The sequence below is a fragment of the Arthrobacter sp. NPDC089319 genome (assembly GCF_040684925.1).
Lineage (GTDB): Bacteria > Actinomycetota > Actinomycetes > Actinomycetales > Micrococcaceae > Crystallibacter.
Map to the genome: position 1 here is coordinate 44,635 of NZ_JBFBGZ010000002.1, position 17,936 is coordinate 62,570.

At 67.1% G+C, this 17,936-nt stretch carries 16 protein-coding genes; 5 read left to right on the forward strand and 11 right to left on the reverse strand.

Annotated features, from left to right (window positions below; all coding sequences use genetic code 11):
- Positions 1-286: 286 nt before the first annotated feature.
- Genes AB0N75_RS03040 through AB0N75_RS03050 form a run of 3 tightly spaced genes read right to left on the reverse strand, consistent with a single transcriptional unit; the run spans position 287 to position 4,154 of the window.
- Positions 287-2,368, reverse strand: coding sequence for a xanthine dehydrogenase family protein molybdopterin-binding subunit (locus tag AB0N75_RS03040; RefSeq protein WP_364644937.1), 2,082 nt, complete (start codon positions 2,366-2,368; stop codon positions 287-289).
- On the reverse strand, positions 2,365-3,489 hold the full coding sequence (locus AB0N75_RS03045) for a xanthine dehydrogenase family protein subunit M (protein WP_364644940.1): 1,125 nt from the start codon (positions 3,487-3,489) through the stop codon (positions 2,365-2,367). The genes AB0N75_RS03040 and AB0N75_RS03045 overlap by 4 nt, the downstream gene beginning before the upstream one ends.
- Complete coding sequence (locus AB0N75_RS03050; RefSeq protein ID WP_364644943.1) at positions 3,486-4,154, reverse strand: 2Fe-2S iron-sulfur cluster-binding protein; 669 nt, start codon at positions 4,152-4,154, stop codon at positions 3,486-3,488. Before AB0N75_RS03050 ends, AB0N75_RS03045 begins: the two co-directional genes overlap by 4 nt.
- A 267-nt stretch (positions 4,155-4,421) precedes the next feature.
- On the opposite strand from AB0N75_RS03050, the gene AB0N75_RS03055 reads away from it, so the two are divergent.
- Positions 4,422-5,354, forward strand: a complete 933-nt coding sequence (locus tag AB0N75_RS03055) for a hypothetical protein (protein WP_364644946.1) — start codon at positions 4,422-4,424, stop codon at positions 5,352-5,354.
- 85 nt (positions 5,355-5,439) lie between these two features.
- Here AB0N75_RS03055 and purL read toward each other — a convergent pair whose 3' ends face one another.
- From purL to purS, 3 genes are read right to left on the reverse strand one after another with little or no spacing between them, the layout of a single operon-like run.
- On the reverse strand, positions 5,440-7,884 hold the full coding sequence (purL, locus tag AB0N75_RS03060; RefSeq protein ID WP_364644948.1) for a phosphoribosylformylglycinamidine synthase subunit PurL: 2,445 nt from the start codon (positions 7,882-7,884) through the stop codon (positions 5,440-5,442).
- The gene (gene purQ / locus AB0N75_RS03065; RefSeq protein ID WP_364644951.1) at positions 7,884-8,666 is read right to left on the reverse strand and encodes a phosphoribosylformylglycinamidine synthase subunit PurQ; all 783 of its coding nucleotides are present in this window, start codon (positions 8,664-8,666) and stop codon (positions 7,884-7,886) included. The genes purL and purQ overlap by 1 nt, the downstream gene beginning before the upstream one ends.
- Positions 8,666-8,938: a phosphoribosylformylglycinamidine synthase subunit PurS gene (purS, locus tag AB0N75_RS03070; RefSeq protein ID WP_364644954.1), complete on the reverse strand. Its 273-nt coding sequence runs from the start codon at positions 8,936-8,938 to the stop codon at positions 8,666-8,668. The genes purQ and purS overlap by 1 nt, the downstream gene beginning before the upstream one ends.
- 223 nt (positions 8,939-9,161) lie before the next feature.
- On the opposite strand from purS, the gene AB0N75_RS03075 reads away from it, so the two are divergent.
- A complete protein-coding gene (locus tag AB0N75_RS03075) occupies positions 9,162-9,329 on the forward strand; it encodes a hypothetical protein (RefSeq protein ID WP_364644957.1) in 168 nt (55 codons plus the stop codon).
- A 46-nt stretch (positions 9,330-9,375) separates the two neighbouring features.
- Here the strand turns inward: AB0N75_RS03075 and AB0N75_RS03080 are convergent, their stop codons facing one another.
- The 3 genes from AB0N75_RS03080 to AB0N75_RS03090 all read right to left on the reverse strand — a co-directional run bounded on the left by AB0N75_RS03080 (position 9,376) and on the right by AB0N75_RS03090 (position 11,643).
- Positions 9,376-9,894, reverse strand: a complete 519-nt coding sequence (locus AB0N75_RS03080; protein ID WP_364644959.1) for a DUF3237 domain-containing protein — start codon at positions 9,892-9,894, stop codon at positions 9,376-9,378.
- A gap of 133 nt (positions 9,895-10,027) precedes the next feature.
- Positions 10,028-10,609 (reverse strand): SSI family serine proteinase inhibitor, encoded by a 582-nt coding sequence (locus AB0N75_RS03085; RefSeq protein ID WP_364644962.1) that lies wholly within the window; start codon positions 10,607-10,609, stop codon positions 10,028-10,030.
- A gap of 2 nt (positions 10,610-10,611) precedes the next feature.
- Positions 10,612-11,643 (reverse strand): 3-methyladenine DNA glycosylase, encoded by a 1,032-nt coding sequence (locus tag AB0N75_RS03090; protein ID WP_364644965.1) that lies wholly within the window; start codon positions 11,641-11,643, stop codon positions 10,612-10,614.
- Between the two features lie 334 nt (positions 11,644-11,977).
- On the opposite strand from AB0N75_RS03090, the gene AB0N75_RS03095 reads away from it, so the two are divergent.
- Complete coding sequence (locus tag AB0N75_RS03095; RefSeq protein ID WP_364644968.1) at positions 11,978-15,157, forward strand: S8 family serine peptidase; 3,180 nt, start codon at positions 11,978-11,980, stop codon at positions 15,155-15,157.
- Positions 15,158-15,316: 159 nt separating this feature from the next.
- Here the strand turns inward: AB0N75_RS03095 and AB0N75_RS03100 are convergent, their stop codons facing one another.
- On the reverse strand, positions 15,317-15,784 hold the full coding sequence (locus tag AB0N75_RS03100) for a MarR family transcriptional regulator (protein ID WP_364644971.1): 468 nt from the start codon (positions 15,782-15,784) through the stop codon (positions 15,317-15,319).
- Between the two features lie 94 nt (positions 15,785-15,878).
- Between AB0N75_RS03100 and AB0N75_RS03105 the strand changes: the two genes are divergently transcribed.
- Complete coding sequence (locus tag AB0N75_RS03105) at positions 15,879-16,091, forward strand: hypothetical protein (protein ID WP_364644974.1); 213 nt, start codon at positions 15,879-15,881, stop codon at positions 16,089-16,091.
- 138 nt (positions 16,092-16,229) lie between these two features.
- Positions 16,230-16,421, forward strand: coding sequence for a hypothetical protein (locus AB0N75_RS03110; protein ID WP_364644977.1), 192 nt, complete (start codon positions 16,230-16,232; stop codon positions 16,419-16,421).
- 155 nt (positions 16,422-16,576) lie between these two features.
- Here AB0N75_RS03110 and AB0N75_RS03115 read toward each other — a convergent pair whose 3' ends face one another.
- Positions 16,577-17,863: an aspartate kinase gene (locus AB0N75_RS03115; protein WP_364644980.1), complete on the reverse strand. Its 1,287-nt coding sequence runs from the start codon at positions 17,861-17,863 to the stop codon at positions 16,577-16,579.
- Positions 17,864-17,936: the final 73 nt, after the last annotated feature.

Below are 17,936 nucleotides of genomic sequence, written 5' to 3' on the forward strand. Positions count from 1 at the left end.
CAAGGTGCGCCGCGCCGTCGTCGTTAGTCACCGCCTACTTGCAAGTGCGGGAAGCGTCCGGACAGGGCTACGGCAGGGGGCGTCACGGTTAAGACGGAGTGGCCGGCCATGATTGGCGCGAGGTGTAATTCTTGCCGGAGCTGGCGGGTGCTGACCAGCTGGCACGGTCTCCACGCGGCCGCGGGCGGCCTTGGTCGACTACCGGGGATGTGAGTCTGGGTCTCCACGCGGCCGCGGGCGGCCTTGGACGACCACCGGGGAGGCGGACTGTGTCAGTCGACCACCGTTACGCCAGGAACTTGTCCGCGGTGAGCGGCAGGTCCCGGACCCGGATCCCGGTGGCGTTGTAGGCCGCATTGGCCACTGCCGCGGCCGCCCCGACAATGCCGATCTCCCCAATCCCGCGTGCCCCCAGCGGTCCGGCGTGCTCGTCGACTTCCTCCAGCCAGAACGCTTCCAGCTGCCGGATGTCCGCGTTGGACGGCACGTGGTATTCGGCCAGGTCGTGGTTCACGATCATCCCGAACCGCTCGTCCATCACGCTCTGCTCGTGCAGTGCCATGCCGATGCCCATGGTCATGCCGCCCAAGAACTGGGACCGGGCGGTGCGCGGGTTGATGATCCGGCCGGCTGAATAGACGCCCAGCATCCGCGATACCCGGATCTCGCCGGTGTCAGCGTTCACCTGGACCTCGGCGAACTGGGCACCGAAGGAATGCAGCGCGTAGTTCTTTGCTGCCGGGTTCCTCTCGCCGTCGCCTTCCGAAGTGTCCTCCGCGGACGGGAATCCGCCGTGTTCCTTGCGGAACATTTGGGCCGCGCCGATAATCGCCGAGCCCCAACTGGCCGTCCCGGTGGAGCCGCCGGCCACGGTTGCCACCGGCAGGTCCGTGTCGCCGATCTGCAGCCGGACCTGTTCCGGGCCGCATTCCAGCGCCTCCGCGGCAATCTGGGTCAGTGCCGTCCAAGCACCGGTGCCCAGGTCCACGGCACCGATTTGCACCGCGTAGAACCCGTCGGCGGTGAACCGGATACGCGCTGTGTTCGCCGGCTGCCGCCGGGCCGGGTAGGTGGAAGCCGCCACGCCAATCCCGGTCCGCCAGCCGTCCACCAGCATCGTTCCCGGCTGCGGGTTGCGCCGCTCCCAGCCGAACCGGCGGGCGCCCTCGCGCAGGCAGGCCAGCAGGTGCCTGCTGGCGAACGGCTTGCCGGTTTCCGGATCGGTGGCCGGTTCGTTCCGCACACGCAGCTCAATGGGATCGATCCCGCATGCCTCAGCCAGTTCATCCATGGCCACTTCCAGGCCGAACGAGCCCGGGCACTCACCCGGCGCCCGCATCCAGGACGGAACCGGCACATCCAGCGAGGCGAGCCGGTGGGTGGTGCGCCGGTGATCGGCCGCGTACATCATCCGCGATATCGTCGCGGTCTGCTCGGCGAATTCCTTGATCGCCGACGTTTGCTCCACTACGTCATGCGTCAGCACGGAAATCCGCCCGTCCGGACTGGCGCCCAGCTGCAGCCGCTGGATGGTCGGCGTGCGGTAGCCGGCCAGGAAGAACATCTGCTGCCTGGTCAGCGCGTACTTCACCGGTCGGCCGCCGGTGACCTTCGCGGCCAGTGCGGTCAGCACCACGTGCGCATGCGGCAGCCCCTTGGAGCCGAACCCACCGCCCACATGCGGCGCCACCACACGGATCTGCTCAACCTCTACGTCGAAGAGCGGCGCCAGCGTCTTGCGGGCGTTGTGCACCGCCTGCGTGGAGTCGAACACCAGCAGCCGGTCGCCGTCCCACTGCGCCACGGTGGTATGCGGTTCCATCGGATTGTTATGCTCGGCCGGGGTTGTGTAGGTGCGGTCAACAACGACGGCGGCGCTTGCCAGGGCCGCGTCTGGATCCCCCGTGCGGGTGTCGGTGTCGAAGCCGGCGTTGACCGTCTCCGGTTTGTAAAGGTCTTCGTGGTCAGCCCGCAGCGCCGCGTGGTGCGGCTCCCGGTGGTACTGCACGCGCACGTGGGCCGCCGCTTCGCGCGCCGTCTCGGGCGAATCGGCCACCACTGCCGCGACGAACTGCCCGCGGAAGCCCACTTCGTCCGACTGCAGCACGGCCAATTCCTTGTCCTCGGCGTTGGCCAGCCGCGGAGCGTTCAGGTGCGTAAGCACCGCGACCACGCCGTCCATCGTTTCGGCCGCGGCGGTGTCGATGGAAGTGATCCGGCCGCGGGCAATCGTGGATTGGACGGGGTACAGGTAGGTGGGGTTGTCCGCGGGGTGCTCATACGCGTAGCGGGCGACGCCGAGGACCTTGGCCCGGCCGTCGATGCGCTCCAGATCCAGTCCGGTTGCCGCGGGCTGCTGCACGGTCATGGTTGGTCCTCTCCGCGGGACGCCGGCGTCCCCATCCGGCCGCCGTCCTGTCCGCTTGCTTGTCCGTCGCGCCCGTCTCCGGCCCGGCTGCCGCCGTGGTCCAGTCCGCACAGTTCCCGCAGCACGGACACCACGGTGTTGCGGACCATCGGCACCTTGAACGCGTTGTCCGGCAGCGGGACCGCATGCTGCAGTTCGGCGTCGATGGCCCGCCGGAACTTCGCCTCGGTTGCCGGTTGCCCGCGCAGCGCCTCCTCGGCGAAGGTCGCGCGCCAGGGTTTGTGCGCCACGCCGCCCAAGGCCAGCCGCACTTCGGCGATCCTCGGCGCGGAAGCCGGAGCATCGCCGTCGTCAGTATCAGCGGGCTCTTCGAGCCGCACCACGGCGGCCACGGACACCAGGGCGAAGGCATAGGACGCCCGGTCGCGCACCTTGCGGTAGGCCGAGCGGGTCCCCTCCGGCAGCGGCGGCAGCACCACTGCGGTGATCAGCTCACCGTGTTCCAGCACCGTGTCGCGCTGCGGCTGATCTTCGGGCAGCCGGTGAAAGGAGTGCAGGCCCACGCTGCGCTCGCCGGACGGACCCAGGATCTCCACCCGGGCATTCAGCGCCGCCATCGCCACCGCCATGTCCGAAGGGTGCACGGCAACGCAGTCCATCGAGGCGCCCAGGATGGCGTGATAGCGGGTGTAGCCCTCCAACGCCGAGCAGCCGGAACCGGGGTTGCGTTTGTTGCACGGGGTGGTGACGTCCTGGAAGTAGACGCAGCGGGTGCGCTGAAGCAGGTTGCCGCCGGTGGTTGCCGCGTTGCGCAGCTGCCCGGAGGCACCGGAAAGCAGCGCCTGCGAGAGCACCGGGTAGCGCTGCCGGACCAGCGGGTGGGCTGCGAGGTCGCTGTTCGGGACGGTCGCGCCCAAGCGCAGGCCGCCGTCGTCGGTTTGATCGATCGTGTCCAGCGGCAGGTGCGAAATGTCCACCAACTGCTCGGGCGCGGAGACACCCAGCTTCATGTGGTCCACCAGGTTAGTGCCGCCGGCCAGGAAAGCGGCGGTCCGATTGCCGGCGACGGCGGCGACCGCCTCGGTTGGGCTGGCGGCGCAGGCGTAGTCGAAGGGCTTCATCCGGGCTGCCCCGTTCCGCCGGTTGACTGGTTCATTGCGTTGGCGGGCTGCGCAATGGCCGATTCGGTCGCCGGACGGGCGGTGCGTCCGCCCACCTGGTCGCCCTCCAGAGCCTGGCGAATGGCGGCCACAATGTTCACGTAGGCTCCGCAGCGGCAGAGGTTTCCGCTCATCCGCTCGCGGATCTCGTCGTCGGGCAGTTCGGGGGATTGTGCGGGGGGACCGCTCATTGTTCCTTCCGGGCTGCTGCCCGAGGTCCCTGCCGATCCACCATCGAGGTCGGCAGTGACGTAGCTGGGATCGCCGCGGGCGGCTTCGTCCAGCATGCCCACGGCCGAGCAGATCTGCCCCGGGGTGCAGTAACCGCACTGGAAACCGTCCTGGTCGAGGAACGCCTGCTGAACCGGATGCAGTTCGCCCTCGGAGGCCAGGCCGGCGGCTGTGACAACGCTTGCCCCGTCCTGGGCCACCGCGAAGACCAGGCAGGAGTTGACCCGCCGGCCGTTGAGCAGCACCGTGCAGGCACCGCACTGGCCGTGGTCGCAGCCCTTCTTCGGCGAATAGATGCCCAGCCGGTCGCGCAGGGCATCGAGCAGTGTGGTGCGCGTGTCCAGCGAGACCGTTGCGGCCCGGCCGTCCACCTGCAGCGAGATTTCGGCGTCCATCGGCTACCTCCGGCGTCCGAGTCCTCCATCAGAATCCTGCTGTCCACCATCATCGACTATTCAGCAGGCGGCGTTTCCAACACCGAGAAGGGCGCCTGTTGAATAGTCGTTTGGAAGCAGGCTTTGCTTTGCTGGCAACTTATAAGAGTCCATCGCGGGCCACAACCCCTCGCAGCCCAGTCGGTGGCATCCCCTCGGAGATCAGGGACCTGCCAGCGGTTGTGGACAACGCAAGCGGGACTGGCGCATGGCACCAAGAATGAGGGCATGCGGTATCCGAAGGACTTGCCCGAGGAATTGTCCGAGTCATCTTTTGTGTGGCGCGAAGGGCTGAAGGCCGGGCTGAGCGAGAAGCAATTGAGGAATGCAACAGTGCTGCGGCCCAGCCGCGGGATCAGGATCCCGAACGGCCCTGACCTCAGGCTGGCGGATCAGGTCCGGGCCGTCTCGATGGTCACTCACGGCTCGGTCTTGTCACATCTCACCGCGGCCAGGCTGTGGAACTTTCCGCTTCCGCCCTGGGTCGGCAGCGACGACTCGACCCACGTTACGCGCCCCAAACAGCTCAATGCGCCGCGCCGCCGGGGTGTTGTGGGACACCGGGCCAGCCTTGCAGCTGGCGAGATTGCCAAACTGGACGGCCTCCCGTTGACCTCCCGGCTCAAGACCTGGCTCGATCTCGCCTGCATGCTTCCCGTCGCGGATCTGGTAGTCATCGGCGATCACTTGGTTCGTCTTCCACGTGCAGCTTTTGAAGCTAGGGATGCGCCGTTCGCGACCGCCGCTGACCTGAGGGAGATCATCAGGTTGCACAAGGGCAAGCGCGGCGTTGCCAAGGCAGCCGAGGCCGTGGGGCTGGTCCGCGTAGGTGCGGATTCTGCGCCGGAAACGCGACTACGGCTGGCCTTGGCCGACGCGGGGCTGCCGGAACCCAGCCTGAACGAACCGATAGTGGACGACTGGGGAAGGTCGTGGCATTCCCCGGACATGCAGTTCAAGATCTACAAGCTGGCGGTTGAGTATGAAGGCGACCATCACCGGACGTCCGAGCAGTTGGTCCGTGATATTCGGCGTGCGGAGCAGACTGCCGCAATCGGCTGGCTGGAACGGCGGGTCACCAAGGAAGACATGCACGGAGACGCGCGGGCAGCCGTCTCGAAGATTCAGACGGCGCTGCGGTCCCAAGGCTGGCGACCCTGAGCAGCCAGGACTCAAACGAAAAGTCAGCAGGCGCCCTTTTCACGGCTGAAAAGGGCGCCTGTTGAATAGTCGATGCGGAGAGGGGCTACCCGAAGTACTTCGGCAGCGTTGCCTCGTGGGCTTCCTTCAGTTCGGCCAGCGGCACGGAGAATTCGCTCTGGAAGTCCAGTGCGCCGTTCTCGGTATCCACCACGCCGATGCGCATGAACGGGAAGCCCCGCGCGCCGCACATGTCCTTGAAGCGGACCTCTTCGCTGCGGGCCACGGACACGACGGCGCGTGCTTGGGACTCGCTGAACAGCAGGGTGAACAGGTCCACCCCGTCGCGCTCGCAGACCTCGCCCAGCCCGATCCGCGCGCCGACGCCGAAACGCAGGGCCATTTCGGACAGTGCGGCGGCCAGTCCGCCTTCGGAGATGTCGTGCGCGGCGTCGATCATGCCGTCCCGGGAGGCGTTGATCAGCAGTTCGCCCAGCAGCTTTTCGGCTGCCAGGTCCACAGCCGGGGGCTTGCCGCCCAGGTGTCCGCGCAGGTTGGCCCATTCCGAGCCGTCCAGCTCATCGCGGGTGGTGCCCATCAGGTAGATCGCCTGGCCATCCTCGCGCCAGCCCGACGGCGTGCGGCGGGCGACGTCGTCGAACTTGCCGAGCATGGCCACGACCGGCGTCGGGTGGATCGGGGTGGAACCGGTCTGGTTGTAGAGCGAGACGTTGCCGCCGGTGACCGGGACGCCCAGCTCCATGCAGCCGTCGGAGAGGCCGCGGATTGCTTCGGCCAGCTGCCACATGACGTCCGAATCTTCGGGGGAGCCGAAGTTCAGGCAGTCGGACACGGCCATCGGCACGGCACCGGTGGTAGCGACGTTCCGGTAGGACTCCGCCAAGGCCAACTGTGCACCCTGGTACGGATCCAGGTAGGTGTAGCGGCCGTTGGCGTCGGTGGCCAGTGCCACGCCGAGGCCGGTCTGCTCGTCCACGCGGACCACGCCGGCGTCGTCGGGCATGGCCAGCGCGGTGTTGCCGCCCACGTAGCGGTCGTACTGGTTGGTCACCCAGTCCTTCGAGCACATGTTCGGCGATGCCATCAGTTCCAACACGGCCGCCTTCAGTTCCTCGGCGCTGGCCGGGAGGTCGGCGCCGGCTGCGGAGGCGCGGAAGCTGTCTGCCTGCAGCTTGTCTTGCCACTCCGGCCGGGCGTAGGGCCGGTTGTAGACCGGACCCTCGTGGGCAACGGTGCGCGGGTCGACGTCGACGATGGTTTCGCCGTCCCACTTGATCACCAGGCGGCCGGTGTCGGTGACCTCGCCGAGCCAGGAGTATTCCACGGCCCACTTGGCCATGACCGCTTCGAAGGCCTCGACGTTCTCCGGGGAGACCACGGCCATCATGCGTTCCTGCGACTCGGACATCAGGATTTCGCCCGGGGTCAGGGTGGGGTCTCGCAGCAGCACCGAGGTCAGCTCAACGTCCATGCCGCCGTCACCGTTGGAGGCCAGTTCGGAGGTGGCGCAGGAAATGCCTGCCGCACCCAGGTCCTGGATGCCCTCGACCAGGGAGCCCTTGAACAGCTCCAGGCAGCACTCGATCAGCACCTTCTCCGCGAACGGGTCGCCGACCTGGACCGCGGGACGCTTGGAGGGCTTGGTGTCGTCGAAGGACTCCGAGGACAGGATGGAGGCGCCGCCGATGCCGTCTCCGCCGGTGCGTGCGCCGAACAGCACCACCTTGTTGCCCTTGCCGGAGGCGTTGGCCAGCCGGATGTCCTCGTGGCGCATGATGCCCACGGCCAGCGCGTTCACCAGCGGGTTGCCCTGGTAGACGGAGTCGAAGACCACTTCGCCGCCGATGTTGGGCAGGCCCAGCGAGTTGCCGTAGCCGCCGATGCCGGCGACCGCGCCGTGGACCACGCGGGCAGTGTCCGGGTGGCCGATCGCGCCGAAGCGCAGCGGGTCCATCACGGCCACCGGGCGGGCGCCCATGGAAATGATGTCGCGGACGATGCCGCCGATACCGGTCGCGGCGCCCTGGTAGGGCTCCACCATGGTGGGGGAGTTGTGCGACTCGATCTTGAAGGTCACGGCCCAGCCGTCGCCCAGGTCGGTCACGCCGGCGTTTTCGCCGATGCCCACCAGCATGTGCTTCTTCATGTCCTCGGTGACCTTGTCGCCGAACTGGCGCAGGTGGACCTTCGAGGACTTGTAGGAGCAATGCTCGGACCACATCACCGAGTACATCGCCAGCTCGGCGGCGGTCGGCCGGCGGCCCAGCACCTTGACCACCTCGTCGAACTCGTTGCGCTTCAGGCCCAGCTCGGCCCAAGGCATCTCCGTATCCGGGGTCTGCTCGGCATGCTCCACGGTGTCGATGTTGAACTGGCGTCCCTCGACGCGTTCGACGGCGTCGGCCGCCTGGCCGAAGCTCTGGACGTGTTCGTTGCGGACCTCGGCCGGAGTCTCCAGCCGGCTCGTGGCGCTGGTCTCCACTCGCTCGCTGGCGCTCGCTTGGTCGACCACCGGGTTGTTGTTAGTCATTACTTGGCACCTGCAACAATCTTCGTCAAAACTGAGGTGAAAATCCCCAGGCCGTCGGTGCCGCCGCGCAGTGCGACGTCGCCGAAAGCGGAGGAATCGGGGCCGAAGCCGGCTTCCACGGCGTGCTCGGGGTGCGGCATCAGGCCCACCACGTTGCCGGCAGCATTGCTGATGCCGGCAATGTCGCGCCGCGAGCCGTTCGGGTTCACGCCCACGTACCGGAACACCACGCGGTTCTCCGCTTCCAGCTCGTCCAGCGTCTTCTCATCCGCGACGTACTGGCCGTCCTGGTTCTTCAGCGGCACCACAATCTCGGCGCCGGCTTCATACTGGCTGGTCCAGGCGGTGGTGTTGTTCTCCACCCGCAGGCGCTGGTCGCGGCACAGGAAGTGCAGGTGGTTGTTCTTGATCATCGAGCCGGGCAGCAGATGCGCCTCGGTCAGCACCTGGAAGCCGTTGCAGATGCCCAGCACCGGCAGCGGATTGTGCTTCGCTTTCGCGCCCTCGCTGATCTGGTCCATCAGCGGCGCGAAGCGGGAGATGGCGCCGGCGCGCAGGTAGTCGCCGTAGGAGAAGCCACCGGGGATGATCACGCCGTCCACGCCCTGCAGGTCATGGTCGCCGTGCCACAGGCTGACCGCGGTGCCGCCGGCAATCCGGACTGCGCGGGCCGCATCGCGGTCGTCCAAGGTGCCGGGGAAAGTGACGACGCCGATGCGCGCACCGGAGAGGCCGGCGTCGGGTGCCGGGGAGAAGTCGCCGATCAGGGGGGTCTCGGTCATTATTCGCCGGCCCCGATGGTCGCCTCGGTGATGACCTCCACCCGGGTGACGTCTTCGATCACCGGGTTGGAGAGCAGCGTGGTGGCGGCATGGCGGGCCTGGTCCAGGATCTCCTGGGTAACCTCGCCGTCGACCACCAGTTCGAAGCGCTTGCCCTGGCGGACCTCGCTGAACCCGGTCTGGCCCAGGCGGTTCAATGCGCCGACAATGGCCTTGCCCTGCGGATCAAGGATTTCGGGCTTGGGCATGACATCAACAACGATCCGGGGCATCCGGTCACTCCTGTGCTTGGATTGTGCTCTTCAAACGAAGCGAGGCGCGCGGAATCCAGTGCAGTATCAGTCCAACAATCGGTGCCGTCTCACGCTGACCAGCGCTCCGCGAGCTTGCGGGATCCATTCTACCGGCATCCGGAGGCGCAAATTTTACGGGACGACGACGGCGAAAGCGGCCAACACCGTGCCGTTGTTCCGCCGGACTCGTACCATGAATGACATGACGGACAAGCCGCAGTCCATGCTGTTGCCCATCCTGGCCGCCGTCGTGCTGGCCGGTCTCGGGCGGATGGTGATCCAGAAGATCCGGGAAGACCGGCGGGCGGCGGGTGCCGCGCGTGAGGACCTCGGCCAAAAGGTGAGCGAAGTCATGCGCGGACCTCACTGACCGGACGCCCGGGCCTCATCGACCAGCCTGAATCCCGGCCCGCGGCTCAGTCCACCACCCAGATGTCCAGCCGGACCTGGGCGGGGAGCCTGGTGCCGCTGCCCACCAGGATCCGGGACGACAGCCAGCTCCATTCCGGCCCGCCGGCCAGCGCCCGGGGCGAGCAGCGGAAGTAGATGCGCTCCGGCGGAACCGGCTCATTGCGGACCAGCGCGGCGATGTCTTCGGGCGAACCGGCGCGGATGCCGAAGTTGTTGATGTAGATGCGTTCGCCGGAGTCGGTCTCGATGGCGTACTTCGCTTCGAGCTCGGTCATGGTGGATGACCGCAGCAGCTGGAAGTCGGCGCCGCCGGCCAGCACCCGGCCGTTGAGCCGGGGGCCGGAAACAGTGCCGCCGGTGATCGGGATGATGCGCCGGATGCCCTCAGCGGTTTCGCCGACTTCGATCGGCTCGGCCACTTCTACGGCAATGCTGGCCAAGAACGTCAAGCCCGGGGCTTGAGGCTGGGCATCGGTAGCCGCGGCATTGGTAGCGGCGGCAGCTCCGGACGGTTGCGTCATCATGAACCGAGACTACCCCGCCCACTATTCAGTACCCGCCCTATTCAGCGCTGAGAACGCCGGGTGCTGAATAGTCGACGCGGGTGGAGAGGGCAGGCCGGCCCGGACGGCTGGTGACTGAAGGGGGTTGCCGGAATTAGGCCTCGCCGGCGCGGCTGCCGAGCAGGGCCTGCATGCTGTTCCATTCCGATATCTTGCAGCCGTCGGTCAAGGAGAACTGCTTGTCCACCTTGCGGCCGCTGATGGTGCCGGTGACCCGGGCCTCCTGGGGGCCGCCGTATTGCTGTGTGCAAATGCGGTTGCGGTCAGGCAGCTCGAAGAAGACCTTCTCTCCGTGCTTGGTTAGTGCAGCGCACGCAGCGTCGGCGTCGCGGACGGTGGACCCGTCGGCGGGCTGGTTGTCTTTGCAGACCAGCTTCCGTTCGACCCGGGCATCGCTGCCGGCGGAGGTCAGCACGACGGTCAGATCGGCATCCATGGCTGTTCCTTCCTGGGTGTTCGGCGGGGTGGGCTCTGAGGGGGCGGGCTCCGAGGTGCCGGGGGCACCGGGGGAACCTGTCCCGGGGGAGGCCGGAGCCGTGATCCCGGGCGAGGGTGCCGGTTCGTTGCCCGGGCCGCAGGCCGCGAGCGACGGCACGGCGAGCAGGCCGAGGATGAGCGCCGCGGTCCGAAGCCCTCTGGCCCGACGCGGGGCCGAACGTCTTGCTGCGACCGCCATGATCAATCCTCCGCTCTGACGTTCCGAGTGCAGCCGGCCCCATCAAGGTGCTTCTCAAAGCTAACGTCTGCCAGGTCGAGGTGGTGCCCGACGCCCACATCCGCCCCGCCGGCCAGCAGGTCCAGCGCCTCCAGCAGCCTGCCGCGCAGCACCTGCGCCTCGGCGGAAAAGGCCCGCTGGGCGGCCACGTACTGCGCCCGGCCTTCGGTCGTCTCGATCCGCACCGGCTCGTAACCCCATCCGGACAGGTCGTACGGGGAGGCCTTCATGTCCAGTTCTCGGATCCGCCAGGACAGCTCGAAGCAGTCCATCACCAGCTCGCTGGGCAGTGCCGGGGACAGCTTGTACGCCCACTTGTACAGGTCCATGTTGGCGTGTAGGCAGCCGGGCTGTTCCAGCTGCCGCTGGTTCTCGCGGGTGGGCCGCAGCGTGTTCAGCGGAACGGCCTGCGGCGTATAGAAACGGAAGGCGTCGAAGTGCGAGCAGTTGATCCGGCTGCCTTCTACCACCTGGTCCGTTCCCTCGGCGCCGAGCCGCAGCTCCAGATAGTCGTGCCGGACGCCGTTGAGCCGCGTTTTGTACGCCATCGCCCACTCGTGCAGCCCAAAGCAGCCGAACCGCGCCGGCCGGGCCGCTGCGCCGGCCAGGATCTCCCGCGAGAACGCCACCGCGGTTCCCCGCGCCGCAAGGAAAGCCTCCGCGTCGAAGGTGACGGCACCGCCGTCGTGCTCCATGCCTGCCGAGCGGCACTCCGCAAAGGTCAGCTCGCGGTAGAACTTCCAGCCCCGGCGCTCGCCGGCTTCGGCGCCGGCCAACACCACGCCCGTTCCCGGGTGCCAGCGCAGCAGTTGGCCCGGCTTCAGGCTGTAGTAGGTGAACAGGAAGTCTTCCACCGGATGTTTCCGCCCGGCGGAGCGGCGCTGCAGGTACGGCTCGGTGAAACGCGCGGCTCGCTCGGCGTGGGCCCGGGCGCGCGGCAGCCACAGCTCCGGTTCAAGAACCCGGGGCCGGTCAAGGAGGACCTGCTGCGCCATGGCTCCATTGTCCCAGCAGCGGCGGCACTTTGGCACGGTCAAAAGGGCGGCCGCTTATAGCACTGCCGGCCGAAGCCGGAAAGCCTCGGCAGGACTATCGGCCAAGGCGCACCCAAAAAAGGTGAAACAGTTCTTTCAGATCAATCGTTGCGGTATTTTAGTTGCACAGGTGCACCAAATGTGGCTGTTGTCACAGTTGGGGGAGGGGGCCGGCTTCGCACGCCGGTACGTCCAATATCCTGCGCGGCCGTTCACCGCGCGGGATACGGCATTCGGTTGCGCCTGGGGTCGGACCAAAGCGGTCGGGCTCACCGGATGAAAGGCTATACCTCTCATGACCAAGCAAAGCAGCAGCTTTGTGCACAGGCAGGGAATGCGATCTGCCGCAGCACTCGCACTGGGGATACCGTTAATTCTCTCCGGGCTGGCCGGCCCGGCGGCGGCCGCACCCGCCAACATCCCGGCCACCATCACGTCCAACCCGGATGGCCAGCAGGCCATCTATGAGGACGGCCGCTACATTGTAATGCTGGATTCCGCTCCGCTGGCGACCTATGAAGGCGGTGTGGCCGGCATCGAGGCCACCAAGCCCGCCAAAGGCGAGAAGCTGAACAGCGGCTCCGCCCATGCCAAGAAGTACCGCGCGCACCTGACCAACAAGCAGGGCGACGTCGCTGCCTCCGAGGGCGTGAAAATCCAGAAGAGCTTCACGACGGCGGTGAACGGCTTCGTGGCCGAGCTGACCGGACTGCAGGCGGCGGAGCTTGCCAAGAAGCCCGGCGTCGTGGCGGTGGCCCCGGACGAGCAGCACCACCCCGACTACTCCAGCACCGACTACCTGGACCTGCCCGGCCGCGACGGCGTCTGGGCCGAGCAGTACGGCGGTACGAAGAACGCCGGCAAGGGTACCGTGGTCGGCGTGATCGACACCGGCTACTACCCGGAGAGCGATTTCCTGGCCGGCGAGGAGGTCAAGCCGCTGCGCGGCAAGGCCAAGGTCGGCGAGCCGTACCTGACCGCTGACGGCAAAATCGCCATGCTCAAGGCGGACGGCAGCACGTTCCTGGGCGAGTGCCAGCCGGGCCAGGAAGGCTCCGGCTTCGACGGCACCGAATGCAACTCCAAGGTGCTCAGTGCCCGCTACTACGCGGACGACTTCCTGCGGACGGTGCCGGCGCAGAACCGGAACCCGAAGGAGTCCATCTCCCCGCTGGACATCGCCAGCCACGGCACCCACACCGCCACCACCGCCGCCGGCAACAGCGAGGTGACGCAGACGGTGGCCGGCCGCGACTTTGGCACCGGCAACGGCGTGGCCCCGGCCGCCAAGGTGTCCGTCTACAAGACCTGCTGGGAGGATAACGACGAGGCCACCGGCGGCTGCTACACCTCCGCCTCCGTGGACGCGATCGAGCAGGCCATCCTGGACGGCGTGGACGTGCTCAACTACTCCATCTCCGGCAACAACAACTCGGTGCTGGACCCGGTGTCTGTGGCGTTCCTGAGCGCCGCCGAGGTGGGCATCTTCGTTTCCGCCTCCGCCGGCAACGCCGGCCCGGGCCCCACCACCGTCAACCACAGCGCGCCGTGGGTGACCACGGTTGCCGCCAGCACGTTCTCAAACGAACTGCAGGGCACGGTGGAACTCTCCGACGGCACCAAGTACCGCGGCACGTCCATCATGAACCGCGAGGTTCCGCAGACCAGCCTGATCCTGTCCGCCGAGGCCAGCGCGGCAGGCGCCACCGCCGACGAGGCGAAGCTCTGCTACCCGGGCAAGCTCGATCCGGCCAAGGTTGAAGGCAAGATCGTGGTCTGCGACCGCGGCGTCAACGCCCGTGCGGACAAGTCCGTGGCCGTGAAGCAGGCCGGCGGCGTCGGCATGGTGTTGGTCAACGTGGTGCCCGGATCGCTCGATCTGGACCTGCACGCCGTGCCCACCGTCCACATCGCCGACCCGTCCATCAAGGACAAGGTGGCAGCGGATCCGACGCTGACCGCTGCGCTGCGCAATAAGGACACCACCGGCCTGGCCCAGAGCCCGGTCCCGCAGATCGCCGCGTTCTCCTCCCGTGGGCCGTCCACGGCGGTGGACTCGAACCTGCTCAAGCCGGACGTAGCCGCCCCGGGCGTGAACGTCCTGGCCGGAGTCTCCCCCGTCCTCGGCGGCGAGACCAACGGCTTCATGTCGGGCACCTCGATGGCCGCCCCGCACGTGGCTGGCCTCGGCGCGCTGCTGCTGGCCGAAAACCCGCGGTGGTCCCCGGCCACGGTGAAGTCGGCGATGATGACCACCGCCGGCGAACTGGTCAACGAGGACGGCTCGGCGAACGAAGATCGCTTCGCCACCGGCGCCGGCCACGTGGATACCGCACGGATGGGCGACCCGGGTCTTGTCTACGACGCCAACGTCGAGGACTGGCTGGGCTTCATCCAGGGCACCGGCCTGGATCTGGGGCTGAAGAAAAAGGACGTCATCCAGTCCAAAGACCTGAACGTTCCGTCCTTCGCTCTCGGGAAGCTGTCGGGCGAGGTCACCGTGGAGCGGACGCTCACCGCATTGGAACCGGGTTCCTACACGGTGGACGTGGACCTGCCCGGTGTGGCCGTCAAGGTCTCGCCCCGGAAGCTGAACTTCACGAAGTCCGGCCAGGAACGCAAGTTCAAGGTCACCTTCCAGAACGTGAACGCACCGCTGGATGAGTTCGCCATGGGCGAGCTGGTCTGGACGGAAGAGGGCAAGCGCGGCAACGGCAAGGGCAGCGGCCGGAGCCAGCACACGGTTGCCTCACCCATCGCCGTCCGGCCGGTCACTGCCGTGGCCCCGGCCAGCGTGGCCTTTACTTCCGACGCCGGCAACGGCACCGGCTCGTTCAAGGTCACCTCGGGCACCAACTCGCCCATCGATCTGGCGGTCGAGGGCCTGGCCAAGGCCAAGGCCGCCGACGTGGAGAAGGTCCCCGGCCAGCCGGCCGTGATCGGTTCCAACGGCAGCACCGGCTTTGCCCCGCAGGAGGTGCCGGAAGGCGCCACCTTGGCGCAGTTCGCCATCTACGCGGCGGATGCTGGAGCGGACTGGGACCTGCACGTGCTCACACCCGCCGGTGCGGTGATCTCTGCCGCCACGGCGTCGGCCAGCGAGTCGCTGGTGATCAACAACCCGGTGCCGGGCACCTACTATGCCATCGCGCACCTGTTCTCCAGCCCTGACGCCAAGGCCAGCAAGGGAACCATCAACACGGTGGCGCTCAGCGGTGATTCCGGAAACCTCACCGTCAGCCCGGACCCGCTGAACCTGCGCAACGGCAAGACCAGCACGGTGAAGGCAGCCTGGTCCGGCCTGGAAGCCGGCAACTGGGTGGGTCTGGTGCGGTTCAGCGAGGGCATCTCCACGCCGGTGACCGTCAACGTCTCCGGCGACGGCACCGCGGCACAGGCACCGGCCGCTGAAGGCAGCGCAGTGGTTGTTGAAGGCGGCGCCTCCGCGCAGCCGGGGCAGCGCTCCGGACTGTAGCTAGTAGGTCCCGGGCCACGGGACCTGAAGGAAGGAAGAAGGCGGCCGGTGGATTGAACCACCGGCCGCCTTCGCCGTCCATGGGGCGGACCCAGCCACACACCTCCAGAGCTAGCCATACCTCCGGCCTTCAGCCCGCGTCAGGCGCCTATGGTCTTATCAGCCCGCGTCTGGGCCTCCGGCCTCCCGCGCTGCCGAGATCAGGGCATGCATCGCGGCGTTCAACTCCCGCAACTGCTCCCGTTCCAGGCCCAGCCGTGCCAGCATGGTTCCCGGCACGGCCAGTGCCTGCTCGCGCAGCGCAACGCCGGCATCCGTCAGGCCCACGGCCAGCGCCCGCTCGTTGCCTTCCATCCGCTCCCGGGTCACTAGACCGGCCTGCTCCAGCCGCTTGAGCATGGGGGAGAGTGTGGCCGGTTCCTGCTGCAGCGCCTCGGACAGATCTTTGACCATTCGTGGGCTCTGCTCCCAGAGCGCCAGCATCACCAGGTACTGCGGGTGGGTGATACCCAGCTTCTCCAGTACTGGCTTGTAGGACGCCACCACGCTCCGCGAGGCCACCGACAGCGCGAAGCACAGCTGGTGCTCCAGCAGCAGGTCTTCCGTTGTTCCCGCTGTCACGCTCATCACTCCCGGTCAGTTAGTGCACTAATTGTTCGTCCCCTATTATGGATACGAACGCCCGCGGAGTCCACCGGGCACCGGAAGAAGGATCACGCACATGGCCGAGAAGAAGTCCCGTGTCAACGCGTTCATGCGGGCGACCGGCAAGTTCCGCTGGGTCTTCGGCCCGGCGCAGAAAAGCGGCGTCGACCATCCCATGACCGAGGAAAACAAGGCCCTGCTCAAGCAGCGCGAGGCCGAGGCGTCGCAGTGGGAAACGGTCACCCGGGCCGACGGCAGCACCTACATTGTGCCCAAGAAGCAGTCCTAGGAACCCCACCGCCCAACGCGCGACAGGGCGGGGCTGTTCTTCCCCAGAACCCTGTTATTCCGTACCGCCCCTCGTTACACTGATGCCACGGATTCTTCTGAGCAAGAGGTGAGTCAGATGGCTGGGAATTCGCGTTTCATGAACCGATTCATGCGTGCCACGGAAAAGGCGGCAAAGGTGTGGGGCCCGGCGGACCGGATCGATTCGGATTCCCCGGTTGTCCACCGGCACGACGCCTCGGAGAAGGCGTCCGAGGAACAACTGTCGCAGATTGAAGTGGAGCGGGAAGCCGGTCATACCTACGCGTACCGCAGGCCGCACAAGGACTGACCCCGGAAGCAGTGCCGCCCGTGCGCGGCATCCCCGCCCGATCGAACAAATCGAGAAACCAGCAGGCGCCCTTCCCAAGGCTGGGAAAGGCGCCTGCTGATCAGTCGATCCAGGAGTCTAGCGAACCCGGGTGGTGACTCGCGGGAGGCCGCAGGTCAGCGGCCGGTGCCGCCGTAAACGGTGGCTTCCTCGTCCGTGTCCAAACCGAACGCGGCATGCACCGCGCGGACCGCGGTGTCCAGCAGGTCGGCGTGGGTGACAATCGAGATCCGGATCTCGGAGGTGGAGATCATGTCCACGTTCACGCCGGCCTTGTGCAGCGCTTCGAAGAACCTGTAGGAGACGCCCGGGTTGGAGCGCATGCCGGCGCCGATCAGCGAGAGCTTGCCGACGTTCTCGTTGTAGAGGATGCCTTCGAAGCCCACCACGTCCTGGGCCGCATTGAGCGCGTCCAAGGCCTCTTTGCCTTCCACCATGGGCAGCGTGAAGGAGATGTCCGTCTTGCCGGTGCCGCGGGTGGAGATGTTCTGCACGATCATGTCGATGTTCGAGTGCGCGCCGGCCACGATGCCGAAGATTTCCGCTGCCTTGCCGGGAATATCAGGCACGCCCAGAATGGTGACCTTGGCTTCGGAGCGGTCGTGGGCAACGCCGGAGATGATGGGCTGTTCCAAGGGTTCTCCCTCTTGAATCTTGATCTTGTCGTCGGGGCTGGGCAGCACCCAGGTTCCCTCGTTGGTGCTGAAAGACGAGCGCACATGCAGCTTCACACCGAAGCGGCGGGCGTACTCGACGCAGCGCAGGTGCAGGATCTTGGAACCGGAGGCAGCCATCTCCAGCATCTCTTCGCTGGAGATGGTGTCGATCTTCTTGGCACTGTGCACTACCCGCGGATCGGCGGTGTAGATGCCGTCCACGTCCGTGTAGATCTCGCAGACATCGGCGCCCAGAGCGGCCGCCAGCGCCACCGCGGTGGTGTCGGAGCCGCCGCGGCCCAGGGTGGTGATGTCGTTGCTCTCCTGGCTGATGCCCTGGAAGCCGGCCACAATGGCGATCTCGCCTTTTTCAATGGTGGTCAGCACCCGGTGCGGCGAAACGTCGATGATCCGCGCCTTGCCGTGGATGGCATCGGTCACCATGCCGGCCTGGCTGCCGGTGAAGGACTGAGCCCTGGAGCCGAACTCCTGGATCGCCATGGCCAGCAGGGACATGGAGATGCGTTCGCCGGCGGAGAGCAGCATGTCCATTTCGCGGGCGCTGCGGTCCGAGGAGATCTGGTTGGCCAGGTCAAGCAGTTCGTCGGTGGTGTCCCCCATGGCGGACACCACGACCACCACTTGGTTGCCGGCGGCCTGGGTATCGACCACGCGTTGGGCTACGCGCTTGATCCCCTCGGCGTCCGAGACAGAGGAACCGCCAAACTTCTGCACTATCAGGCTCATGTGGGCTCTAAACAACTCCTGGGTTGGGGCCCGGGCCGTGCCGCGTGATGCGGCGGCCGGGCTCATGGAATGC